Genomic DNA, 24114 nt, shown 5'->3' on the forward strand with positions numbered 1-24114 from the left:
GAGTCGAGGCTGTGTGAAAACTCCGTCGGATCGAGCAAATCAGGGTAACCTTCTGTGGTCAGCAGGAGGTGGGTATGAGCCGCTTCGTCCAGGGTGCGGACCGCCGGCAGCAGACGCTGCTTCCCGAGTGCCTCGACGACTATGTGGCTGAGGATAATCCTGTTCGGGTGGTCGATGTCTTCGTCGATGATCTGGACCTCAGAGGGCTTGGCTTCGAAGGCATGACGCCGGCCGCGACGGGTCGGCCGGCCTATCACCCCGCCACGCTGCTGAAGCTCTACGTCTACGGTTACCTGAACAAGGTGCAGTCCAGCCGGCGGCTGGAGCGCGAGGCGCAGCGCAACGTCGAGCTGATGTGGCTGACGGGGCGGCTGGCGCCGGATCACAAGACCATCGCCGAATTCCGCCGCGAGAACGGCCCGGCGATCCAGGCGGCCTGCGCCCAGTTCGTCGTGCTATGCCGCCAGCTCGGCCTGTTCGGCGCGGCTCTGGTCGCCATCGACGGCTCGAAGTTCAAGGCGGTGAACACCCGCGACCGCAACTTCACCGCCTACAAGGTGAAGCGGCGGATCGAGCAGGTCGCCGAGCACATCGCCGGCTATCTGCAGGACCTGGACACGGCGGACCGGCAAGAAGGCGAAGCGGCCGAGGCGCGGTCGGGAAGACTGGTCGAGAAGATCGATCGCCTCCGCGCCCAGATGGCGATGCTGAAGGCGATGGAGGCCGAGGTCGAGGCATCACCTGACGGCCAGGTCTCACTGACCGACCCCGATGCCCGGGCCATGGCGACATCCGGCCGGGGCAGCGGCATCGTCGGCTACAACGTCCAGTCCGCCGTCGAGAGCGAGCATCACCTGATCGTCGCCCACGAGGTGGTGATGACGGGCAGCGACCGCGAACAGCTGGCCTCGATGGCGTGTAAGGCCAAGGACGCGATGGGCGTGGAGGCGCTCGATGTGCTGGCCGATCGCGGCTACTTCTCCGGCGAAGAGATCCTGGCCTGCGAGGCCATGGGCGTGACGCCCTACGTTCCCAAGCCGCTGACGTCAGGCGCGAAGGCGGCGGGCCGCTTCGGCAAACAGGACTTCGTCTACCTGCCCGATCAGGACGCCTATCGTTGCCCAGCCGGGGCCCTGCTTCCGCGTCACATGACGACCGTCGAGAAGGGTATGACCCTGCATCGCTACTGGGACCGGGCCAGTTGCACCGGCTGTCGCCTAAGCCTCAGTGCACGCCCAGCGTCGAACGCCGGGTCACCCGCTGGGAGCATGAGGCGGTGATCGACGCCCTCCAGGCCCGGATGGACCTGGCGCCGCGCGCCATGCGCGTCCGGCGGCGCCTGGTCGAACACCCGTTCGGCACCATAAAGGCCTGGATGGGCCACACCCACTTCCTGACAAGGCGACTACCCAACGTGAAGACCGAGATCAGCCTCCACATCCTGGCCTACAACATGAAGCGGTTGATGGCGGTGCTGGGGACCAAGCCGATGATGGAGGCGATCAGGGCGTGAGAAGAGGGCGCTCCGCGCCCCGTTGCCACTTCCGCCTCGCCGTGGCTCAGCGTGTTTTTACACGACCTCAGTCAGAAGCGGACGTGATCAGCTGACCAGAAACTAGCCAGCAACAGACAAAATCAACTGAAACTCGTTTGGATTTGACGGCACGCTCTAGCGAAAAATGTGAGCGTTTCCAACCTGTCTCAGCGGGAGAGCACTACGTTGACATCGTAGGGGTCACAGGTTCAATCCCTGTCGCGTCCACCATTCTTTTCAATAACTTAGCAGCTGCACCCGAGGGAGCGTTGGCCGGAAACTGGCCAGAAACCCGGTTGTCGGGCCTTGGCTCATAATGTTCCGGCCCGATAACTGCCTTCGCATGTGAGCCAGCGAATTGGTTCAGGCGCTTCCGTCTTGCGCCAGAAGCGGACACTGGCAGTCCGCCGGCAACTCGACATTCGGGAGCCTTGGCGAAAGTCCAAAATCTGTTGCTACGGCACGGTCCGCTCTCGACCCTTAGCGGGCTTCGACAGGCGTGCTTAGATCACGAATGACCTTCAGATGGATGTTCGTGTTCGCGGTTGCCCTAGGCCTCGCGTCTTGTGCGGGCGGTGGCTTTGTCAGCGGCTCCCGACAGTTTTCCGGCGTTTGGCTCCACGAGTTCGAAGGATCGACCTTCGTGGAAGGAGCGACCGACGTTCCGGCCGTACGTCCCGAATACCGAGAAACGGATTGGTTAGAATGGAATGAGTGGCCGGATCTTGAACGGCTGATGGATGGCGCGGGCCACATGGACCTGTGGCGATCTGAGGTGGCGGTTCAACGACCGATCTCGGCGAAACGGCTCGGCCCGTCGTTTTGCTATGATCGCTAACCGCCCTTAGCTGACATCGCACGCGTCCGTCCTGTGGCCGAAAGCCTGATGTCAGCCATGCGCCAACAGCGGACTTTGGCAGTCCGCCAACAACGCGACATTCGGGAGCCTTGGCGAAAGTCCAAAATCTGTTGCTACGGCACGGTCCGCTCTCGACCCTTAGCGGGCTTCGACAGGCGTGATTAGATCACGAATGACTTTCAGATGGATGTTCGTGTTCGCGGTTGCTCTAGGCCTCGCGTCTTGTGCGGATGGTGGCTTTGTCAGCGGCTCCCGACAGTTTTCCGGCGTTTGGCTCCATGAGTTCGAAGGATCGACCTTCTTGGAAGGAGCGACCGAAGTTCCGGCCGTACGTCCCGAATACCGGGAAACGGATTGGCTGGAATGGAATGAGTGGCCGGATCTTGAACGGCTGATGGATGACAGGCGCCAAGAAGGAGGATGCTATACGGTGCAGCCATTTCTATTGACTTTTGAGGGTCGCAGAACGCACCGCCTATTTGTTGGCGCGGGCCACATGGACATGTGGCGATCTGAGGTGACGGTTCAACGACCGATCTCGGCGAAACGGCTCGGCCCGTCGTTCTGCTATGACCGCTAACCGGCCTTCGCTGACGTCGCACGCGTCCGTTCTGTGGCCGAAAGCCTGATGTCAGCCATGCGCCAGAAGCGGACCTTCATTCACTGCCTGAAAGTGGACATTCCGAGCCTATTCGCGCCGAGGGTCCGGTTTCGACCCGTTGCGGATCCGATCATTCCGTGGCGAGGGTCGGCAGCGTCGGAGCCAATCTGTAATCCACTGCCGATGATCGTGAGATGCGGTAGCCGTTCTCTGTGAGGATCAATTCCAGTGCATGGGAAGGCTACCGCAACCTTCACGGGGAGCCGGGCCCGAGCGAAGCTGGGCTGAAGGTGCTTGGCCCTGCGCCGAGGGCGGAGCTCTAAGATGGATCCTCGATCGCTACCAGCGACTCGACCGGCGGTTCCAATCTTGGTCCTCGTCTTCCTTGTCGGCCTCCTCTTCATCCACAGCGATGAGCGTCATCGCCCATCCTTCCTCCTGGACGAAGACCTGTTCGTAGAGCGCGCCGATGCCTCGGCTATTCTCGGCCCAAACATGGGCCGGCAGTTCCACCATGTTGGAGACAGGGTCGTTGGCGACCTTGAAGCTCAGGGTGAGGCATTCGGTCGGTAGCGGCATGTCGCGGCGCAGACCGAGATAGGGAAAGCCCTGCTTCGGGATGACCCGGCGAACCAGGCCATTCTGTGAGGTAACGATGGCGATGTTCTCGTCGGTCTCTTGCACGTAGACCTTGGCAATTACTTCTTGGGACACTGCGAAAATCTCGGCCAGGGCCCGGATATGGGCAACATCGCATGCCGTGCCCAGCTTGCGTCGCTCGGCATTAAATTCGGGTCGAGGGACCAATAGCGCCGCCGAAAACTCGTTCGCTTCGACCTCGATACGCTCGAGAGCCGGTCGCTGGTTCCAGTTTCCGCCGCCGCGCTCCTGGCCCATGTCCCGCTTGGCGCATTGGAATTTCGTTGATTGGAACCGGTGATTCGGGATGACGAAATGCCCGATCTCGTGGCCCAAGGTGAAGTTGCGTCGGCCAGGGCGCAAGCCACGGTGAAGCGAGACCGCGCCGCGCCCATCCATGATGGCGAGCATGCCCTCGATCCCGTCCGTGGCGTGTTCGTCGATGACCTCGATGCCCACCGCAGCGGCGATGCCGGCCAAAGGCATCTGGGTCGGGACGCTACCAAACTGCACGCGCAGTTGGCGGTGGATTTCATGGGCGAGTTTGAGAGGCTGTCCGAGATCGGCCAGCTCCATCAAATCCAACTCGACTTCAGCGTTCGCCATCCTTTTTCGCCAGCTTGTCTAGGAGGTTTTCGAAGATCGCGATCTCGTCTTCCTCGAGGCTCGCAAGCTTATCACTGTTTCTTCGGAAGAATTGCTCGGCGCGGTTCAGGTCGCCCTCAGGCTCTTCGATGAGATAGGCGACGGTCGTTCGGAAATGGCCGGCCAGCTTCTGCATGAGGTCGAGCGATGGGTTCTTCGAGCGATTGCTCTCCAGTTCCCAGATATGCGCTTTCGACGCGCCAATAGCGTCCGCGACCTGCTGAAGAGATTCCCCCTTACGTACCCGTAGCTCCTTAATCCGATCGCCTATCGCCATACGCACTCTTCCCCGGGTGTACAAACAAATCGAACGAGCCGTCTGTTTCGGCTTGACGTCAAACGGATCGTTCGATTAAACCATACACATGCCGGATGGCCGGTAACTTGGCAAGGAGATTTCGAGATGGCGCTCGACAACGCCTCGCCGGAGGGTTCCGGCAACCAACGCTTCGTCTTCACCGTGAACGGCGAGCGCTACGATACCCGCGATCAGATCGAAGAAGGGCGCGACCTGCTGCAGAAGGCGGGGCTCGACCCGGCGGGTGACCACGTCCTGATCCAGCTGACTCGGCCGGGCTCCAAGTCCATCGGTCAGGAGGACGAGGTCAATCTCGGTGAACCGGGCCGCGAGGAGTTCCGGGCGTTCCTGTCCGACCGCACCTTCAACTTCATCGGCGACGACCGCGGCTACGAGTGGGGGGCGGCCTCGATCAGCGAAGCCGATCTGCGGGACATCATGGGCGCGAAGGCCAATGAGGTCCTGGTGCTTGAGCGGCAGAACGAGCCGGACCAGGAGATCGAGCCCGGTTCGAACGTCGACCTGGACGCCCAGGGGACCGAGCGGGTGCGCACGCGCCGACGCCGCATCACCATCATCGTCAACGCGCGCCAAGAAGCGATCGACGGCGACACGGTCACCTACGCTCAGCTGGTGGCGCTGGCCTTCCAGGCGGTGCCGACGGGGCCGGAAGTGCTCTTCACGACCACGTACAGCAAGGGGCCGAGGGAGAACCCTAAGGGAACGCTTCCCGAAGGCGGCTCGGTGTCCATCAAGAACGGGATGATCTTCGTTGTCACGCAGACCAATCGCTCGTAGCGCCGACCTGTCCCGCCTGCTGGCGGACGGCTACCACGTAGCCGTCCGTCACGGGCACCTGGTCGTCAGCCACGTTCCCTATGTCAATCAGAACCGGGAAGTGCTTCGCGGCACGCTCGTGATGCCGCTCATGTTGGCGAACGACGTGACGGTCAATCCGGTCGAACACACTACCCATTTCATCGGCGAGTACCCCTGCGATCAGCACGGCGCGCAGTTGGGGGCGATCGTCAACAGCTCCAGTACGTTCGAGTTGGCTCCGGGCCTAGTCGCGCAGCACTACTTCTCCGCCAAGCCGCCGAAAGAAAAGTACGACGACTATTACGAGAAGGTCGCGACGTATGGGGCGATCCTGAGCGGGCCGGCCTCGGTGCTGGACCGGGGCGCGGTACCGAACCCGGGTGGGTTCGTGCCGTCGTCCGACGAGGGGGACTCAGTGTTCCACTACCTCGACACGGCGTCACCCCGCGCCGAGATCACGATGATCACCGCCAAGCTGGAGCGTCGGAAGGTCGTCATCATCGGCCTGGGCGGGACGGGCGGGTACGTGCTGGATCAGGTGGCGAAGACCCCGGTCGAGGAAATCCATCTGTACGATGGCGACCTGTTCCACCAGCACAACGCGTTCCGGGCGCCGGGGGCGGCATCGGGCGAAGAGCTCGATGCTCAACCGTTCAAAGTCAACTATTTCGCGAGCATCTACTCGAAGATGCGGCGCGGAGTGCAGCCCCATCCCCACTATGTTGACGCGACCAACATCGAGGAAATTCGCGACGCGGAGTTCGTTTTCCTTTGCATCGATAATGGGGACGCCAAGGCGTTGATCGTCGAACGGCTTGAGCAGTTTGGGGTGGCGTTCATCGACGTCGGCATGGGCATTTACGCCCAGGACGGAAAGCTGGGCGGGGTCGTGCGAGTCACCACCAGTACGCCCACGAAACGCAATCATATCCGTCAGCGCGGGTTGATTTCGTTTGCCAACCCGGATGGCGAAGATGACTACAACCGCAACATCCAGGTCGCTGACTTGAACGCCCTGAATGCTATGCTGGCGGTGATCACCTGGAAGAAGTTATGGGGCTTCTATGTCGATCTCGAGCATGAGCGGCATAGCACCTACACGGTGGATACCAACGAGATGACCAACGACGAGTGCGAATGAGAGCCAGCCGAAAAATCCATCGGGAATTCGTCGACTTAATCCCTCGGGAAATGGAGGCCGACACGCTCTACATCGCGATGGAGTTCGCGACGGCGTCCCACAAGTGCTTTTGCGGGTGCGGAGCGGAAGTGGTCACGCCGTTGAGCCCCGCCGGATGGCAGCTCCATTTCGACGGGGAGACCATTTCCCTCACCCCGTCAGTCGGTAGCTGGAGCTTGCCATGCAAGTCTCACTACTGGATTCGGCGGGACACGGTCGAATGGGCCGCCATGTTGTCAGCTGACGAAATCGAGCGCGTGCGTGCGGGCGATCGCTATGCGGTTCAACAGCATTTCGGCGCCGCGCCGCGGCCTGCGGCCCCTGCTCCGGCCCAGCCCGAGCCGAAAGGTACGCCGAAGCGGAAGGGCATTTTGGATTGGATCACCAGCTTGTGGCGCTAGCGTCGCTAGTTCGGAAAGGCAGTTTCGGGTGACAGATACCTTCACGATCGCTTTGGAACCGGAGGAACAAGCGCTTCTCGACGAGCTGGAGTTCGATGTTCATAAACTCGACCACGACACGTTTGAACCGAACGCTGCGCGTGCCCGTGACCTGACCAAGGCTCTGGCGGCGCGCGGCGGCATCCCCGAACATCGACGGCGCTATTTCGCCGACCCCGACTACCATCCGGGAGGCCGCAACAAGTCGCGTCAGCAGGTGTTCGAACGCAACGGCTGTCGTGGTGACCAAATCCTCATGCATGCGCATTTCCTGCCGCATATTCGCTATTTCGTTCATGGACCCGATCTGCCGGAAGCGGTGACGACACGCTTCGTCGAGGCGGTGAAGGATTGCGGGATGGTGACGTCGAGCGATGTCGTGCCGCTCGGCAACTTTGCCCGGAAGCTGGCCCGTGATTTCCGCCTCCAGAAGTATGAAGCCAGCGAGGAGTTCTTCAAGCTGGCGCTCGAACTCAGCCTCCGACCTTACGTGGCCGATTCCATTCGCCGAGCGGTGCTTCAGCTACGTTCCTGACAACGACGGTAGGTCGGGTTGTGGAACCATTCGCGCCCTCTAGGACCGGCCACGCAACTTTAGCTTTCATGTAGAATCGCTTGCCGCTTAAATGCCCTTCGGGGAGGCTGCCATGCGATTGAAAACTCTGAAGCTCAAAAATTTCCGCTCTTACCGGGACGAAGTAAATATACCGATCGACCGTTTCACTGCAGTAGTGGGCAAGAACGATATCGGGAAAAGCACCGTCGTTGAGGCGATGGAGGTGTTCTTCAATTCCCAAGTGGTCAAGATCGACCCGTCAGACGCTTGCGTGGGCGGCGAGACAAAAATCGTTGAAATACGTTGTGTCTTCGACGAGCTTCCTATCACGCTCACCTTGGACGCCCGATCTGAGACGACGCTCGGGACCGAGTGGCTGCTCAATCGCGACGGTGATCTGGAAATCGTCAAGCAGTACGACTGCAAGCTAAAGACTCCAAAGGAAAGCGTCTTCGCCAACGCCTTCACCTCTGACGACGCACGCGTCGTTGATCTTTTGCAGATCAAAAACGATGCGCTCAAAAGGCGAGCCGAGGAGCTAGGTTGCGAGCTGGAGGGGGTCGACAAGCGATCAAATGCTGCGCTTCGCGCCGCAATCCGAGCTCGTGTGGGTGACGTGGGCAGGGCCGAAGCACTCGTTCCTTTGAACGAGGAGGACGGCAAGAAGGTTTGGGAACAGATCGTACACGTGCTCCCGGCATTTGCGCTGTTTCAGTCGGATCGCTCCAGCAAGGATGATGATCCAGAAGTCGCCGATCCCATGAAGATCGCGGTTGCCAACGCGGTGAAGGATGTCGAAGCGGAACTGGACGAAATCAAGGAGCGGGTGCGCCAGGGTGCCATAGAAGTTGCCCAACGGACATTGGCAAAGCTCCAAGAGCTTGACCCCGCTCTTGCCCAGCAACTTACGCCGTCGTTTAGGGCGGAGCCGAAATGGGATGGTTTCAAACTCAGCCTGGCGGGTGATGACGACATACCGATCAACAAGCGCGGTAGCGGCGTCCGGCGTCTCATTCTCCTCAGTTTCTTTCGTGCCGAGGCGGAGCGGCGGCGCACGGCGACAGCCTCTCGCCGCGTCATATATGCGATTGAAGAACCGGAGAGCTCCCAGCATCCGAACAACCAGATACTGCTCATCAAGGCCCTTCTCGCGCTTTCCGAAGATCCCAACACCCAAGTCGTGATCACGACCCATGTGCCTGGGATTGCTGCGATGGTGCCAGCGGAGTCAGTTCGGCTCGTTTCGAAGCCCGGCGAGAGCACTGAAGTGCAGGTGGGCGATGAGAATGTTCTGGAGCGAGTCGCCAACGCGCTGGGGGTTTTTCCCGATCGCCGCGCGAAGGTTGCGATCTTCGTGGAAGGTCCCAATGACGTCGAATTTCTCACGCGAGCGGCGCAACTCCACCGCAGTGCTGACCCTACGGTCATCGATATCGGCAGCGATTGCCGCATAGTGTTCATTCCTGCGGGGGGCGGCAACCTCCAGCATTGGGTGAACGGTCGATACCTACGGAATGCTGGTCTGACCGAAGTTCATATCTATGATGCAGACGACCAAGCTGCACCCAAATACAAGCAGCATATCGACGCAGTGAATGCTCGCGGTAATAACGATATCGGCTTTCTCACGACCAAGCGTGAATTGGAGAATTATATCCACGCCACTGCCGTTGAAGCCGAGTTTAACTTCACCATAGCAATCGATGATTGGTGTGATGTCCCCGATCTAGTAGCTGAGCAAGTCCACATTGCCGGTGGTGGTCAGACTGCTTGGGGCGCTCTCGCTGACGATGCGAAAGGGAAGAAGGTCCTCAACGCCAAGAGACGCTTGAATCGCGGAGCCATGGATCGAATGACGCTTGCTGATCTTCTCGCGCGGGACGCCGGCGGCGATATTCTGATTTGGCTGCGAGCCGTCGAAGCACGGGCCAATTAGCGGTCCTGCAACAGCGGAGCGAACAAATCTCGAAGTGCCGCGTCGTCGAACGTGTCGATTTCGCGCGGCGAGTTGGGAATGGACGGAGCATCTGCGACGGAAGTTTCCTCGCCGAGTTCCAAGATGCGCTCCTCGACCTTGGCAAGGGCGCGGGCCAACGCCTCCGGCGGCACGTCGGCACGGGGCGCGAGTTTCTTCAGGGTCGTAGCGTGGTCCTCGAGCGTTGACTCGGAATCGATGCCGCCGATGCTTAGTTCGACATCGTCGATCTCGCGGCGAATGGCTTCCATCGCCGCTTTTCGCACCCGGTCACTGGCTGGCGGGTAGCTGGCTTCCACGGCGTCGGCCATGTTTTCGAGTTCGTCGTGCGACATACCCCACGCAAGGAGATTGACGATCTCGTCCTCTAGGGCGTCGGCCAGGCCGGCCGCGATTGAAAGTGTGCCGTAGTAGCCATCATCCTCAAGCTCGCCGACCAACTCGATCAGGTCAGCACCTTCGCGCCAAGCGCTGAACCCTGACCAGCCTTGTGGCGCGGGAGGGGCCTTAGCGAGCTGCATGGCGAGCTGACAGAAGCGATCCTCGCCGCTTGCCGAACCCCAGTTCAACAGGAGTTTGATGCGGGCCACATTCCCGAGATCGGCGGTGACGTACGCGTCCGGTCTCCTCTTCTTCCAGGTGGGCAGTTCCGGAAATTTCTCCGCGATGTCGGCGAACGCCAACGCTAGGCGTTTAAGGTCCTGCTGGGGGATGCCGAGCGGATAAGCGACCTGCCAGACCGCCTGCGCCCATTGGGCGGTTTGCGCCGTCTTGGCGCATTCACAGAGCAGCGCGACGTCTTTGACGTAGTCGCTCATGTAGTCCCGGAATGAAGGGTTCACGTAGGCGACGACCGTACCCCTGATGGTGATGAACCCACCTTCCAGGATGCGGATGGCCTCCTCGAAATCCTTGGGATCGCGTGCGATGCCGTAGGTCGTGCAGAGCTCCCGATGCAGCGCCTCGAACGCCGGCTGCAGCTCGTCCAATTCAACGCCGTACTGCGAGCAGAAATACATCGTCAGCAGCAGGTGCCGACACTTCTCGGGAATGTGCTTCCGGTAGGCGGTGTCCCACAGTTGCTTCGGGTTGGCTAACGCGGCCAGGAACGCCTTCGGGTAGGTTTCCGGCGTCTCATCGTGAAGGCGATCCCCGTCGGTCATCCACTCGATGACGCGTGGATTGTAGTTCCTGTGATCGACAACCTTCTTCACCGTCCCGCTCTCGATGAGGGCGGCTACAAGCTCGCGCGGCGTGCCCGCCACGATCAGGTGATTGTAGAGGATGCGGGCCCGGATGCGGCGGGTATAGGTGCCGACATCCAAGAGGTAACGGCTGATGTCGAGCCGTTGGTCGGCGAGATGTTCGGAGGAGCGCCGGGCTTCTTCAAAAATGTGGGCGCGCGTGGTGAGGATGAACCGCGCATTCGGTGACGTTCGTACGCGTCGCATCAAGCGCGCGAGATCGGAATCCTTCGCGGCGAGCGCTTGGGTGTCCAAGGCGATCTTCCCGAGAAAATCGTCGAACAGAAATACCTGCCGTTCGCTGTCGACGATGGCTCCGAACCCATCGTCCAAGCTGCGCACCGCGACGAGCTGCCAGCCGTCGGCGAGGTACGCGTAGGAGAGCATCTCCGCGAGCGTGGTTTTACCTACTCCAGGCGGCCCCGAGACAATCAGGACGTGCTGGTCTTCCAGGATAGCCTGTGCGTCCCCAAAGCTGGGGTTCTGGGCATAGACGCGAACCTTCGCTTCGATCTCGGCTTTCGTGATCGTGGTGACGGTGTGCGACGCGGAATGAAGCACTCGCTCCAACACCGCCGAGCTGGAAAGCCAGAGCTTGATGTGGGCCTTCTCGATGTCCGGAAAGTCACGAAGCAAGGCATTGAGCTCGCCCGAACCCAGGATATCGCTCTGGTCCTTCAAGGCGGGTCCGATCTCGGCGGCCAGTTTGGCCTTGTTGGGAGGCGTGAGCTTACGAGAGGTTGCCAAGATGTAGCGATCGGGCGCCAACGCATCGATCGATCCGCGCTCGCGCTTCATCGTCGCTTTCAGCTTGGCGAAGCTGGAGCCGACATAGTGCTTCGCCTGAAGAATGGTCGTCGGGCCGCCGCGGGCGTGACGGCCATCCATGCCGCTATCCGGCCCTGCGGCGAACGCTTCGAAACGCAGGCCGATCTCGCGGCCGACGAGATCGCGGCATAGGTCCTCGAAGTCCGCCGGCGAGAGGGTGGAAAAATCATACGTCATCGCTGACGTCCTTCAGCGAATAGCTCGTGCTGCGGCCGCCGCCTTCGTCCTTGATGAGGATATCGCGCTTCAGAAGGTCGGTGATGTCGCGAAGGGCGGTGTCGGGCGAGGTCTTAGCCAACGCCGCCCATTTGGAATTGGTCAATTTGCCCTCCAACCCGTCGAGCAGCCGGTTCAGCACCTTGCGCTGCCGGTCGTTGAGCGGCTCATTCGCGTAGGCCTCCCAGAAGCGGGCTTTGCGCAGGACGGTCGACAAGATGACTTCCGCGCCATCGAAGGCGCGGTCCAGGCAAGCAAGGAACCAGGCAAGCCATTCCGTAATGTCGAGGTCGCCCTTCTGGGTGCGCTCCAGGAGGTCGTAGTAGGCCTTCCGCTCCAAGCGGATCTGCGACGACATGGAATAGAAGCGCTGCGGGCTCTGTTCCGAGCGCGCAAGGCTCATGTCTGCGATAGCGCGCGCGATGCGGCCATTTCCATCCTCGAATGGGTGGATGGTGACGAACCACAGGTGGGCGATGCCTGCCTTGAGAACTAGGTCAAGGCCTTGATCGCCCTCGAACCACGCAAGGAAGGTCTGCATCTCTGCGGCGAGGCGCGGCGCTTCCGGTGCTTCGTAGTGAATCTTCTCGCGCCCAAGCGGACCCGAAACGACTTGCATCGGCCCGGCTTCTGCTAGCCGCCAAGCACCCACGGTGATCCTGTGCATGCCGCTCCGACCCGTGGGGAATAGCGCGGCGTGCCAATCAAAGAGGCGATCATCGGTGAGGGGCTGTTCATACCGCTGAGTGGCATCGAGCATCATCTCGACCACGCCTTCAACGTCGCGGTCGGCGGGCACGAGACCGCCAATATCCATCCCCAACCGTCGAGCGATGGAGGATCGAACTTGGTCCTTGTCGAGGATTTCGCCCTCGATCTCGCTGGACTTAAGAACGTCTTCGGTGAGCGTTTCGAGAACGGCCTCTGCGCGGAGCTGAAAACCCAATGCCGCCATGCGACCAGCGAAGCGGCCTTGCCGACGGGCGACGGCAGCAAGCGGTTCGGCCAGCCGTTCCGCATCCCATCGGAACGCCGGCCATCCGTCTAACTCATGTATGTAAAACGTCATAATCACCGCATCATTTGCGGTGATTATGTACGAAATTCACCGCAAATAGCAACAACAATCACCGCATCATTTGCGGCGATTAACCCCATCGATCGCCGCATCGATCAGAAACATTTCCGTCAAAGGATGTTTGCCGAGGCTCCACACGCGAGCCTCCTAGCGTTAACGGTTGGAGTCCTTCTCTATGCGGGCGTGTGTGATGCACCTCAAAGCGGGCACTGCGTACCGCCACTTCGAGTCAGAAGCGGTCATCTCGCCATTCCGACCGGAGTGGGGCAAGGGACGTCAGCTGCTGACTCTTCTCGGACCTTGAGCAGGTCCGCTTTGAAGATGGCGCCAGACGCGACCTCGATATCCCCCACCCTCGTACGCAGGGATATTTACAGTCGCATTCCCAGTGCTCTGGCGGCGCAGCGCAAGGGATCATCGGTGTCATCGGTCAGCATGCCGAATGACCTCAGTGGTAGGCGAGGAGCGGGCCGCCGTCAGCGCGCGCCCGCGTGCCGCTTCTCCACCACATCATATCGATCCCAGACCGCGCGATCAGCGAGGGAGCGGAGCAGCTTGAGGTACTCCGCATGGGTCCAGGCTAGAGGCGTTGCGGAGTTGGTGCCTTGGCCCATGGCCTCGTCGTGGCGGGTGGCGGCGCCTACGCCATCCCAGACCTGTTCAGGCAGCAGCAGGCCAGCGTTGGCGAAGCGCTCCATCCCGCGGACATAGGTGCGGCGAATGCTTTCAAGGGCCGCGGCGTCCGCCGTCCCGGCCTCCAGCGCGCGGGCCAGCTCATAGTGGCCGCGCTCGCCGGTGAAGAAGGGCCAGACCCGGCCGCGCTGGCCCGGCGCCATCACGCCGCCGACGCCGTAGCCCTTTCCATCCGACACGTCTTCGCCATAGCCGTCGACGCCGTAGCGGCGCCAGCCGGGCGTCTGATCACCCTGCGGCCCAAAGTCGTAGCGCACGCGGTACATATGTTCGCGCGAGGTGTCGTCGTACTCCGCCAATGTGTCCAGCACGTGCGGATCATCGGCGCGGCGCACGCCGTAGCGCACGAGTTCGAGAAAGCCGCCGTCGATCACCTGGTCCTCAGGCGGGGCGATCTGGCCGTTGGCTTCGCCGATCGGGGCCTTGTCGTTGGGGTCGGTGTTTCGCGTGATGCGGACGTAGTAGCGCCCGTCGCCGAAATCACCGTTGGTGGTGAACATGGTCGCCTCGATCTGCGATGCGTATCTGTCGGCGGCGGCCTGGTACCGGTCTGCTCCGGCCGGGTCTCCGGCCGCGCGCGCCATTTCGGCGGCCACGGTCAGACCGGCGACAACGGAGGCGGTGGTCGAGGGGGAGTAGCCCTGCTGTTCCTCCCAGCGCTCCTGCTGCGTGAAGGGCGGCCGGATCTCGTTCTGGTTCCAGTCGATGTTGACGACGCCGCCGTCGACCAGGAAATCGGCCGCAGGCTTGAGCATCCGCGCATACATGTCGCGCATGTCCGCGTCGGTCAGCCAACCCAGGGTCCACAAACGATGGCCCAGCATGATCGGCATGGCCGTCTGGTCCAGTTGGACCGCCATCCACTCCAGCGTGCCGTCGACGTGGGTCTTCTGCAGGAACCAGCCGCCGTCGCCCTTGTTGCCGGGCGTTTCGGGGCCGACCTGAACCTGAGGCAGATAGTGGAACGCCGCCATCGGCGTCTCGCGATCGCCCAGGGCGGCGAACGCCATGGCCACCTGATAGAAGTCGCGCGGCCAGACGGCCTTGTAACCGGTCGAGGGCTTGGACGCGTCGACCGTGTCACCCCACGGGTTAGAGAGCGAGGCGATCAGGGCCCCGGCGTAGGTGCGGTCCTCTAGCGCCTTGATCATCAGCGCCGAGGCATAGGCCAGTTTGCCGCCGTCGGTGCTCTGGGCGGCCAAGCGTGGCAGTTCGGACAGCGAGGCCATGTAATCTTCCCAGCCCACGTGCTCGCCCTCGCCGTTGTAGCGTTTGAGCACCTCGTCCAGCCCGGTGGCGAAGGTGGCGTCGGCCTGGCTCTCGGCAGCGGCGCGGCTGTCTCCGAAGCCTATGACGAAGTCGCGGCTCAGGCTCTGGCCTTGCTCCAGGCGAGGCAAGGCGCCGGTCAGCATGATGTTGCCGCCCTGATCCCCGGTTGTGTCGAAACGCGGCAGACCGCCCGCGAGCAGGCCGGTCAGACCGTCTGATGTGCCGATAAACCCTACACTGGCCGCATCGAACGGGGCGCTTGGGCGCAGGACGAGATGCACGTCGCCCTCATAGGCGTGCAGGCCCGACACCTCGGCCTGACCGCGATCGTCCACGCCAGTGTTGGCCATGTGCGGCTCAAGCAGGACATAGGGCGTGACCCCGCCCTTGAGCGCGCGCACGGTGACACGAAGGACCAGCGCCTGCCGATCCGGGTCGGTGAACACCTGCTTGTCGATCGCGAAGCGTCCACCCCGGTCGGTTGTGGTCACCCCGTAGGCGGGCGACAGGGGCCGGCCTTCGGCGTCCTTGTGCACGTAATCGACAGCGAAGTCGGTGTCCTCGCCTTCGATCGCCAGGCCCGTGTCGGTGATGACGGCCATCCGCAGCTGCTTGATCTGAGCCTCGTGAATCAGCCCGTACATGGTCTCGGTCAGCACCCCGTCGGCGATCGAGAACCACACCTTTGACACCACGCCGGTCGGCCCGCCGTCACGATAGGCTCCGTCGATATAGGCTTCATAGGAAGCGCCCGCGCCGACCTTGGCGGCATAGGCCCACGTCGGCGCTTCGCCAGGCGCGCCGGGGGCGACCTGAGCGTGAGCCGCCCCAGACAAGGCGGAGGCGGCCGCGCCGGCCAGGATCAGGGTCTTGAAGATGCGCATGGGGAACCTCACTCGGGCAGGCGTCAGCTGTGGTCTCAGGATGGGTTTAGGGGGGCTTGGGCGTTCGCGGGCGCGTTCATCGGGCAGGCTCCTTGACGAACAGGGCCGAGGCCGCCGCAGCGAAGAAGCTGACGCCGCCGATCACCAGGGCGTACATCGCCTGACCCTGGAACAGATGGCGCAGGATGAGGCCCAGGATGGTCGCGGCGAGAAGCTGCGGCACGACGATGAAGATGTTGAACACGCCCATGTAGACGCCCATCTTGCGGCCCGGCAGGGCGCCCGCCAGGATGGCGTAGGGCATGGACAGTATGGAGGCCCAGGCGAAGCCCACGCCGATCATGGGCAACCACAGCAGCGCCGGATCGCGGATCAGCGTCAAGCCGATCAGGCCGATGCCGCCCAGGACCAGATTGATCGCATGGGCTCCGCGCCGTCCGGTGCGGCGAGCCAGTGTCGGGATCAGGAAGGCCGCAAGCGCCGCAACGCCGTTGTAGACGCCGAACAGAACGCCCACCCAGTCCGCACCGGCGTTGTAGGCTGCGCTGGTCGGGTCGGACGATCCATAGTGGACCGCCGTCACCGTCGCGGTGGTGTAGATCCACATGGCGAACAGGGCGAACCAGCTGAAGAACTGGACAATGGCCAGACCCTTCATGGTGTCCGGCATGGCGAAGATATCGTCCAGGATTTCGGTCAGGCCGTTAGCGCGCGTCGCGCGCCGAAATCCTGCGGCGGCCAGTTGCAGGGCGCCGAACAGGCCCAGCGCGCCAGCCAGGATGTAAAGCTCCTTCTCCCAGCCCGCGATCAGGACGGTCGCGCCAAGGAAGCCGGCCAGGCCCAGGAACGCCAGGCCGCCCAGTCCATAGCGCGCCGCCGGGCGTTGCGGCGAGGCGAGCGCAGGCGCGCCTTCCGCCGCGCCGTCGAATGCGGCGACCTCGGCCGGGCTGTATTCCTTGGTGGAGAAGACGGTCCAGAGCACCGCGCCTAACAGGCCGGCGGCCCCGACGTAGAAGGCGACCTTGACCGACAGCGGCACCGCGCCCGCCGCGGCGGTCGACGACAGATTGAACACGTTCGAAAGCAGCCACGGCAGCACCGACGCGAACACCGCGCCGGCGCCGATGAAGAAGCTCTGCATGGCGTAGCCGGTCGTGCGCTGTTCTTCGGGCAGGTTGTCCCCGACGAAGGCGCGGAACGGCTCCATGGTGATGTTGATGGACGCGTCCATGATCCACAGCATGGCGGCGGCGAACCAGAGCGTCGGGCTGTTCGGCATCAGCACCAGCGCCGCCGAGGTCAGCAGGGCGCCGACGAGAAAATAGGGTCGCCGACGTCCGAGCCGTCCCCAGGTCTTGTCGCTGAAATAGCCGATCACAGGCTGAACCAGCAGCCCCGTGACCGGGGCCGCGATCCAGAGGATGGCCAGGCTGTCGATCTCCGCGCCCAAGGTCTGGAAGATGCGGCTGGTGTTGGCGTTCTGAAGACCGAAGCCGATCTGAATGCCGAAAAAGCCGACGCACATGTTCCAGATCGCCCACATCGACAGGCGCGGACGCATCAGCCGAGGCGCACGGCTTTCAGTCGGCAGAACAGGCGCGGCAGAGGTCATCGACGGGCTCTTCCCAGCGGAACGAAGCGGATCGCCTGACCACCGCCGGGGGCGAGATTGAGGGTGAGGGTGTCCGCCGACGTGACCTCTTTCTGCTCGATGACGATGTCCTCGCGGCGATCGGTGAAGTTGGCGTCGGGCCCGTCGCGGTAGATCTCGGCCCGGTAGCGGCGCCCCGCGTCCAGGAAGGACAAGGGGGCCGAAAGGCTGCGCGGATGCTCGTCGGTCACAGCGCCCAGCACCCAGACATCCGAGTGGCGATCTTTGCGGGCGATGGTGACGAAGTCGCCGACCTCGCCATTCAGGACGCGCGTCTCTTCCCAATCGACGGGCACGTCCTTGATGAACTGGAATGGCCCCGGATTGGCCTCGTAGTGCACGAGCAGATCGGCCGCCATCTGCAGGGGGCTGTAGATCACCACATACAGGGCCAACTGCTTGGCCCAGGTCGTCTGGATTCCGCCGGGGCTGCGGGTCTCCATGCCGAAGATGCCGGGCGTATAGTCCATCGGGCCGGCCAGCAGGCGGGTGAAGACCAGATTGGCCTCATGTTCGGGGGGATTGCCGGGCTGGCCCCAGGCGCTGAACTCCATGCCGCGCGCACCCTCGCGCGTAATCATGTTGGGATAAGTGCGCCGCAGTCCGGTGTCCTTGAACGGTTCATGCGCATTGACGGCGATGCGGTGTCGCGCCGCCGTTTCGACCACCCGCATATGGTGCTGCGCCATCGGCTGGCTCTCGTGCCAGGCGAAGACCATATGTCCGTCCGGCCCGGTGACCCGCGCGCCGCCGGCATCGGCGACATAGCCCGTCTTCACCGATCCGACGCCCAGGCGTTCGTACAACGCCATCGCCGGCTCCAGCTGCCGCTCGTAGTTATAGGCGTTGCCGCCGGTCTCGTGGTGACCGATCAACTGAACGCCTCGCGCCCGGGCATGGGCGGTCACGCGTTCGATGTCGAAGTCGGGATAGGGTTCGGTGAAGCTGAAGTCGGAGCCATTGGCGAACCAGTCGCCGTCCCATCCCTTGTTCCAACCTTCGACCAGCACGCCGCCGAAACCGTGCTGGGCCGCGAAATCGATGTGTTTGATGGCGTTTTCCGTGGTCGCGCCGTGCTTAGGGCCCGAGCCCCAGGACTTGACCTCCAGGTGCATCTCCCACCAGACGCCCACATATTTCATCGGCTTGAACCAGCTGACATCGCCCAGCTTGTTCGGCTCGTTCAGGTTCAGGATCAGGCTGGATTCAGCCAGGCCCGCCGCCGTGTCGCTGATCTGCAGCGTCCGCCAGGGCGTGTTGAAGGGGGCCTCGCGCACCACGGCCGCGTTGCTCAAGCCAGGGGTCAACTGCGCGCGGAAGCCCAGGCCTTCCGACCGACGCAAGTTCATGCCGGCGTAGTCGATCAGCGCGGCCTCGTGGATCGAGACGTGCAGGCCCGACGCCCCGCGCACGGTGATGGGCGTCTGGGCGCTGCCGACCGCGCTGATGCGCGTGCGGTTGTACAAATACTCCTCGCGGTTCCATTCCCAGGCCGGAATCCACCAGGCCTCGCCATCCTCGACCAGATTGAACTGGGTCAGCTCGGCGCCGATGCGGACCGTCTTGAGGCTGTCCTGTTCCGGGAACTCGTACCGGAAGGCGACGCCGTCGTCATAGAGGCGCCAGACGACGTCGAAGCGACGGCGCAGGCCGGCGCGCTCTGCATAGGCCACCCGCCATTCGGTGTAGTGGTTGCGGACCAGGCGCCGCTCGCCCCACGGCTGCTCCCAGGTTTCGTCGACGGTCACAGGCCGGCTGGACGTCGGCGTCAGATTGCGCTCGAGCATCGGAGCGTCAGTCAGCAGGAAGCCCAGGCGCGAGCTTTCGACCACGGTCCTGCCAAGGCGGGTGACGCTGTAGGTCGGTCGGCCGTCGTTATCGCTGCTCATTTCGACGGTCAGCACGCCGCGCGGCGACGAGGCGCGGGCCGTGGTCGGGGCGGTCTGGGCGACTACAGGCGAGCCGAAGGCCAGGGCTGAGGCGGTTCCGAGAGCCAGAAATGAGCGACGCTTCAACATCAGGAAAACTTCCCCACTGAGAGGCTCTTGCCATGCGCATTCGAGCAGGCGCATGAAAGAGCAAGATTTGCAGCAAATTTTGCAACGATTGGTTCTGGAGCGTTGCCACCGTGAGTCGCAAACCCACACGTCTGGAAGACATCGCCCTTCTGGCGGGCGTCTCGATCTCCACGGCGTCGCGCGCGCTGAACGACCACCCCGCCGTCAACGACCGCACCAAACAGATTATCTGGAAGCTGGCGCGCGAGCATGACTACCCGTTTCGTCGATACATGCCTGCGGGTCCGATCGGCGCCGAGGCGACGATCGCCTTGGTGGTTCCTCGTCCGCAGGGACGGGAAGGCCGTCTGAGCGACCCGTTCTTTCTGGAGCTTCTCGCCGGCGTGGGCGAGGCGGCCCGAGAGCGCGGCTGCGACCTGATCATGAGCCATCTGGCCCCTGCCACGTACGAGGATGTCGCGGCGGCCATGACGACCAGCCGCGCGGATGGCGTGATCTTCCTGGGACAGAGCACGCTTCATGCGGCCTTCAACCGGATGGTCGACACGGAAGCGCGCTTCGTGGTCTGGGGCGCCGAGCTGCCAGACCAGCAGTATTGCTCGATCGGATCCGACAACATCAACGGCGGCCGTCGGGCTACGCTTCATCTCGCTCGGCTGGGTCGCAAGCGCATCGTCTTTCTGGGCGATCTCGACCCGCCCGAGGCGATGCAGCGGCACAGAGGCTATCTGGATGCTCTCGGAGAGCTGAAGGCCGGCATTGATCCGGCGCTGATCGTGGACGCCCATTTCGAGGTGGAGTCGGCCGAAGCCTCGATCGAGGCGCTGATCCGACGCGGCGTCGCGTTTGACGGCGTGGTGTGCGCCAGCGACCAGATCGCGCTTGGGGCCGTCCGGGCTTTGAAGCACGCCGGCCGTTCGGTCCCCGGCGACGTGTCGGTCATCGGCTTCGATAACGTCCCCTTCAGCCGCTACAGCAGCCCCGCCTTGTCCACCATCGCCCAGGACACGATGAAGGCCGGCCGGCTTCTGGTCTCCAAGCTGCTGGACAATGGCGGCGACACCGTCGGCCGCTCCGAGCGGGTGCCCACCGAGCTGATCGTTCGCGAAAGCTGCGGCGGCTGATCCCACCTCAGCCGTCCCACTTCATCAAAACAGCGCCGAGGGGCGGCAGGACGTCGGAGGTTGAGCCGGCGTTGACCGCATCGACCCGTCTATAGCCGATCGGCGCCGACCAGCGCTGTTCCTCATGCGTCAGGTTGAAAGCCGCCAACATGCGCTCGCCGCTGTCTTCGCGGGTGAAAACCAGAACGGGGTCTACCGACTGCACTGTCATGTCGCCCAGCCGCAGGGCGCTGTAGGCGTGCCTCAGCGCCAGGATGCGGCGCGTGGCGTTCAGCATCGAGCCGGGATCGGCGTCCTGCTGGTCGACCGCCAGCGCGACGTGCCGATCGTCGACCGGCAGCCACGGCTCGACGTCCGAGAAACCCGCAAAGGGCGCGTCGGCGCTCCACGGCATGGGGGTGCGTGCGCCGTCGCGGCCCAAAGTCTCCGGCCAGTTGGCGATGGCTTCAGGGTCCACGAGCCGCTCGAACGGAACCTCGCCCTGCGGCAGGCCCAACTCCTCGCCGTAATAGACGAAGACGTTGCCGCGCAGCGAAACCAGCAGCAGCATCAGCATCTCGGCCAGAGCGCGCGGATCACGGCCCTCGGCCCAGCGGGAAATGGCGCGCGGCGCATCGTGGTTTGAAAAGGTCCAGGAGGGCCAGCCTTCACCCTGGGCGCCCGGCCACATTGCGGCTCCCTTGCGCACCAGTTCGCCCGCCATACGGCCCGCGTACAGATAGAGGAACCCATAGGCGCTGTGCAGGCGGCGATCATGAGCCGTGTATTCGGCCATCTCGCGCTCGGCGTGATCGCCGCCGACCTCGGCCACGGTGAAGCGGTCGCCCGGATAGGAGTCGGTGAGTTGGCGAACGCGCGCTAGGAAGTCGGCGATGTCGGGATGCGACTGGTTGTGGATCTTGTCCTGAAAGTCGAAGGGCCGCGTGCGCTTTCCGCCCGGCGGAAGGGCGGGATTATCTTTCAGCTTCGGATCGTGCATCGAGAAGTTGATGGCGTCCAGACGGAAGCCGTCCACGCCGCGATCAAGCCAGAACCGCCCAGCCGCCAGCAGGGCGTCCTGCACCGCCGGATTGTGGCCGTTAAGCTGCGGCTGCTCGGGCAGGAAGTTGTGCATGTAGTACTGGCCGCGACGTGCATCCCAAGTCCATGCCGGACCGCCGAAGACGGATTGCCAGTTGTTGGGCGGTGAGCCGTCGGGACGTGCGTCAGCCCAGACGTACCAATCGCTGTAGGCGTTGGTCCGGTCGAGCCGGCTGGCCTTGAACCACTCGTGCTGGCTCGATGTATGCGACCACACCTGATCGACGATGATCTTGAGGCCCAGGCCGTGCGCCTTGTCCACCAGCCGGTCGAAGTCCGCCAGCGTGCCGAAGATGGGATCGACGTCGCAATAGTCCGCGACGTCATAGCCGAAGTCCTTCATCGGCGAGGTGTAGAAGGGCGATATCCATACGCCATCGACGCCCAGCGAAGCGATGTACTCGAGGTGTGCCGTCACCCCGTTCAGATCGCCGATTCCGTCGCCGTTGCTGTCTGAAAAGCTGCGCGGATAGACCTGATAGAGGACCGCGCCGCGCCACCATTGCTGGTGCGTGTCGGCGGCCTGGCGATGCTGCGGCCCGGGAACGACGGAGAGGGTCGCAAGTGTCACTGAGCGGGGCTTTCCGAAACGCAGACCATGTAATCAAGCGGGGCCAGGGTGACGCGCACCACGCCGGGTGCGGCCGAAGCGGCCGGGCAGGCGCCGCGGCTGGCGGTCCAGCGCTGTGAGGCCGGGTCGACCGAGACATTGGCCGTAAGCGGCGTGACGCCGGTGTTGAACAGGACCAGGGTTTCGCCCGGCTGATCGTCCAGACGTCGGCTGAAGGCGAACAGGCCCGGCGCCTCGGCGGCCGCGCGGCCGATCTGCAGGCCGCCGCGAAGGGCCGGGTTGTCGGCGCGCAGGCGGGCCATCTCGGCGATGCGGCGATACAGCGGGGCATCGCGATCATAGGGCGCGCGCGCCCCGCCGATGCGGCGCTCGCTGCGATAGGCCTCGACCTGGCTTTCCCACATATCCTGGCGCGCGCCGCCATAGCCGCCTTCGCCGGCGAAGCCCTGCTCGTCGCCGTAATAAAGCGTCGGGACGCCGCGGCTGAACATCATCAGCGCATGGGCTAGCGTGGTGCGGGCCAGCAGTTCGTCATCGTCCGGGTTCGGATGCGCCTTGAGCACAAAGCTTCCGATGCGGCCCATGTCATGATTGCCGAGGAAGGTCGGCAGTTGCAGCGCCGCCTCGGCCCCGCCCTCGTAAAGGGCGTCGGCGTCGAACAGCCGTTGCAGGGCATCGGGCGCCTTGACCCCGTTGGCGACGTCGGTGGCGACCGACTGGAAGGCGAAGTCGAGCACGGCGGGCAGGCCGTCGACACGGGTGTGGCGGGCCAGGACAGCCGGGTCGTGGTCATAGACCTCGCCGAAGATATGGAAGTTCGGGATGCCGCGCGCCCTGGCCCGCTCCAGCATGGCGGGGACGAACGCCTGCCAGAACTCCGGGTTTACGTGCTTGGCGGTGTCGATGCGGAAGCCATCGACGCCGTATTCGTCAATCCAGTCGCCGAAGATCTCGATCATGCCCTGAACCACGCGCGGGTTCTCGGTGAACAGATCGTCCAGACCGGCGAAGTCGCCGAAGGTCGAGCTCTCGCCGCGGAAGGTCGAGTCGCCGCGATTGTGATAGAGTCGCGGATCGTTCAGCCAGGCGGGGACCTTCACGTCCTCCTCGCCCGCCGGCACATAGGGCGTGTAGGCCCAGGTAGGCTCAGTCAGGCGCGCAAAGTCCTCGGCCCCGCCGTCGCCTCGAAACCCTTCGTTGATCGGCGCGCCATCCACCCCGCCGCGCCGTGTCCAAGGATAGTCCGCCACCGAGCGATAGACGCACTCGCCGGTCGAGCACTCGCGATATTGGATCACGTCGGCCGTATGGTTCGTGACGATGTCCAGATAGACCTTCATGCCCCGTGCGTGGGCCGCTTCGACCAGGGCCTTCATGGTTTCGGACTCGCCGAAATGAGGGTCGGGCCGGGTGAAGTCGGTGATCCAGTAGCCATGCGCCCCGGCCATTAGTCGGCCGACGGTCGGCTGGACGGGCTTGTTCTTGAAGACAGGGGCCAGCCACACGGCCGTCGCCCCCAGTCCCTGAATATAGTCCAGCTGTTGGATCACGCCGGCCAGGTCGCCGCCATGATAGAATTCGGGGTTGGCGGGGTCGAATCCGCTCACCTGCGGGTCGGGGCCATAGCCTCCGTCGTCGTTGTCGGCGTCGCCGTTGGCGAAGCGGTCGGGCAGCAGGAAATAGATGACCTCATCCTGCGGAGGCCGCTGGCGAAACGTCTGGTCAGGGGACTGCGCCAGGACCGACGACGCCATGGCGGCCGCCGCTGTCGCCATGGCAAGGCGCGCTGCTGCTGAAGCCATCATGGGGTGATCCTCCTCCTGGGTGCTGGTTCGATGCGTGCCGAGCCAGTCGATTTGCAAGTTTTTGCAGTGAGGGTTTCGGGTGTCAACCCTCGAATGTCACGGCAAGC

16 protein-coding genes and 1 pseudogene are annotated in these 24114 nt (G+C 63.3%); 8 read left to right on the top strand and 9 right to left on the bottom strand.

Annotation, left to right across the window (positions count from 1 at the left end; genetic code table 11):
- Positions 1-74: 74 nt before the first annotated feature.
- Positions 75-1513: pseudogene (locus tag E4M01_RS12000) on the top strand (IS1182 family transposase).
- Positions 1514-2580: 1067 nt separating this feature from the next.
- Complete coding sequence (locus tag E4M01_RS12015; RefSeq protein WP_135063892.1) at positions 2581-2973, top strand: hypothetical protein; 393 nt, start codon at positions 2581-2583, stop codon at positions 2971-2973.
- 360 nt (positions 2974-3333) lie between these two features.
- On the opposite strand, the gene E4M01_RS12020 is transcribed toward E4M01_RS12015, so the two are convergent.
- On the bottom strand, positions 3334-4239 hold the full coding sequence (locus E4M01_RS12020) for an ImmA/IrrE family metallo-endopeptidase (RefSeq protein ID WP_135063895.1): 906 nt from the start codon (positions 4237-4239) through the stop codon (positions 3334-3336).
- Complete coding sequence (locus E4M01_RS12025; protein ID WP_135063898.1) at positions 4226-4555, bottom strand: helix-turn-helix domain-containing protein; 330 nt, start codon at positions 4553-4555, stop codon at positions 4226-4228. The genes E4M01_RS12020 and E4M01_RS12025 overlap by 14 nt, the downstream gene beginning before the upstream one ends.
- 126 nt (positions 4556-4681) lie before the next feature.
- Here E4M01_RS12025 and E4M01_RS12030 point away from each other — a divergent pair, with 126 nt between their 5' ends.
- From E4M01_RS12030 to E4M01_RS12050, 5 genes are all read left to right on the top strand, one after another.
- Complete coding sequence (locus E4M01_RS12030; RefSeq protein ID WP_135063901.1) at positions 4682-5374, top strand: multiubiquitin domain-containing protein; 693 nt, start codon at positions 4682-4684, stop codon at positions 5372-5374.
- The gene (locus E4M01_RS12035) at positions 5349-6536 is read left to right on the top strand and encodes a ThiF family adenylyltransferase (protein WP_135063904.1); all 1188 of its coding nucleotides are present in this window, start codon (positions 5349-5351) and stop codon (positions 6534-6536) included. The genes E4M01_RS12030 and E4M01_RS12035 overlap by 26 nt, the downstream gene beginning before the upstream one ends.
- Positions 6533-6976: a DUF6527 family protein gene (locus E4M01_RS12040; RefSeq protein WP_209316041.1), complete on the top strand. Its 444-nt coding sequence runs from the start codon at positions 6533-6535 to the stop codon at positions 6974-6976. Before E4M01_RS12035 ends, E4M01_RS12040 begins: the two co-directional genes overlap by 4 nt.
- A 28-nt stretch (positions 6977-7004) precedes the next feature.
- Complete coding sequence (locus E4M01_RS12045; RefSeq protein ID WP_135063907.1) at positions 7005-7550, top strand: hypothetical protein; 546 nt, start codon at positions 7005-7007, stop codon at positions 7548-7550.
- A 112-nt stretch (positions 7551-7662) separates the two neighbouring features.
- Positions 7663-9507 (top strand): ATP-binding protein, encoded by a 1845-nt coding sequence (locus tag E4M01_RS12050; protein WP_167765385.1) that lies wholly within the window; start codon positions 7663-7665, stop codon positions 9505-9507.
- On the opposite strand, the gene E4M01_RS12055 is transcribed toward E4M01_RS12050, so the two are convergent.
- From E4M01_RS12055 to E4M01_RS12075, 5 genes are all read right to left on the bottom strand, one after another.
- Positions 9504-11795, bottom strand: coding sequence for a restriction endonuclease (locus E4M01_RS12055; RefSeq protein WP_135063913.1), 2292 nt, complete (start codon positions 11793-11795; stop codon positions 9504-9506). The genes E4M01_RS12050 and E4M01_RS12055 overlap by 4 nt on opposite strands.
- Positions 11785-12903 carry a Fic family protein gene (locus tag E4M01_RS12060; protein WP_135063916.1) on the bottom strand — a complete coding sequence of 373 codons (1119 nt, stop codon included), beginning with the start codon at positions 12901-12903 and terminating at the stop codon, positions 11785-11787. Before E4M01_RS12060 ends, E4M01_RS12055 begins: the two co-directional genes overlap by 11 nt.
- A 485-nt stretch (positions 12904-13388) precedes the next feature.
- On the bottom strand, positions 13389-15758 hold the full coding sequence (locus tag E4M01_RS12065) for a glucan 1,4-alpha-glucosidase (protein WP_135063919.1): 2370 nt from the start codon (positions 15756-15758) through the stop codon (positions 13389-13391).
- Between the two features lie 76 nt (positions 15759-15834).
- A complete protein-coding gene (locus tag E4M01_RS12070; protein ID WP_135063922.1) occupies positions 15835-17370 on the bottom strand; it encodes an MFS transporter in 1536 nt (511 codons plus the stop codon).
- Complete coding sequence (locus E4M01_RS12075) at positions 17367-19427, bottom strand: glycoside hydrolase family 97 protein (protein WP_135063925.1); 2061 nt, start codon at positions 19425-19427, stop codon at positions 17367-17369. The genes E4M01_RS12070 and E4M01_RS12075 overlap by 4 nt, the downstream gene beginning before the upstream one ends.
- A 65-nt stretch (positions 19428-19492) precedes the next feature.
- Between E4M01_RS12075 and E4M01_RS12080 the strand changes: the two genes are divergently transcribed.
- Positions 19493-20551 (top strand): LacI family DNA-binding transcriptional regulator, encoded by a 1059-nt coding sequence (locus E4M01_RS12080; protein ID WP_209316120.1) that lies wholly within the window; start codon positions 19493-19495, stop codon positions 20549-20551.
- Between the two features lie 7 nt (positions 20552-20558).
- Here E4M01_RS12080 and E4M01_RS12085 read toward each other — a convergent pair whose 3' ends face one another.
- Together E4M01_RS12085 and E4M01_RS12090 are read right to left on the bottom strand one after the other, a co-directional pair.
- Complete coding sequence (locus E4M01_RS12085) at positions 20559-22202, bottom strand: alpha-glucosidase (protein WP_135063932.1); 1644 nt, start codon at positions 22200-22202, stop codon at positions 20559-20561.
- On the bottom strand, positions 22199-24004 hold the full coding sequence (locus tag E4M01_RS12090) for an alpha-amylase family glycosyl hydrolase (RefSeq protein ID WP_167765397.1): 1806 nt from the start codon (positions 24002-24004) through the stop codon (positions 22199-22201). The genes E4M01_RS12085 and E4M01_RS12090 overlap by 4 nt, the downstream gene beginning before the upstream one ends.
- Between the last annotated feature and the right edge of the window lie 110 nt (positions 24005-24114).

The organism is Brevundimonas sp. MF30-B, from assembly GCF_004683885.1.
Classification (GTDB): Bacteria; Pseudomonadota; Alphaproteobacteria; order Caulobacterales; family Caulobacteraceae; genus Brevundimonas.

What these genes read in the sequence shown, in the direction of transcription:
- E4M01_RS12040 (WP_209316041.1), top strand. Translation starts at nt 6,533, where the DNA reads ATGAGAGCCAGCCGAAAAATCCATCGGGAATTCGTCGACTTAATCCCT.
- E4M01_RS12025 (WP_135063898.1), bottom strand. Translation starts at nt 4,555, where the DNA reads ATGGCGATAGGCGATCGGATTAAGGAGCTACGGGTACGTAAGGGGGAA.
- E4M01_RS12075 (WP_135063925.1), bottom strand. Translation starts at nt 19,427, where the DNA reads ATGTTGAAGCGTCGCTCATTTCTGGCTCTCGGAACCGCCTCAGCCCTG.
- E4M01_RS12090 (WP_167765397.1), bottom strand. Translation starts at nt 24,004, where the DNA reads ATGGCTTCAGCAGCAGCGCGCCTTGCCATGGCGACAGCGGCGGCCGCC.
- E4M01_RS12065 (WP_135063919.1), bottom strand. Translation starts at nt 15,758, where the DNA reads ATGCGCATCTTCAAGACCCTGATCCTGGCCGGCGCGGCCGCCTCCGCC.
- E4M01_RS12015 (WP_135063892.1), top strand. Translation starts at nt 2,581, where the DNA reads ATGTTCGTGTTCGCGGTTGCTCTAGGCCTCGCGTCTTGTGCGGATGGT.
- E4M01_RS12030 (WP_135063901.1), top strand. Translation starts at nt 4,682, where the DNA reads ATGGCGCTCGACAACGCCTCGCCGGAGGGTTCCGGCAACCAACGCTTC.
- E4M01_RS12055 (WP_135063913.1), bottom strand. Translation starts at nt 11,795, where the DNA reads ATGACGTATGATTTTTCCACCCTCTCGCCGGCGGACTTCGAGGACCTA.
- E4M01_RS12020 (WP_135063895.1), bottom strand. Translation starts at nt 4,239, where the DNA reads ATGGCGAACGCTGAAGTCGAGTTGGATTTGATGGAGCTGGCCGATCTC.
- E4M01_RS12050 (WP_167765385.1), top strand. Translation starts at nt 7,663, where the DNA reads ATGCGATTGAAAACTCTGAAGCTCAAAAATTTCCGCTCTTACCGGGAC.
- E4M01_RS12060 (WP_135063916.1), bottom strand. Translation starts at nt 12,903, where the DNA reads ATGACGTTTTACATACATGAGTTAGACGGATGGCCGGCGTTCCGATGG.
- E4M01_RS12070 (WP_135063922.1), bottom strand. Translation starts at nt 17,370, where the DNA reads ATGACCTCTGCCGCGCCTGTTCTGCCGACTGAAAGCCGTGCGCCTCGG.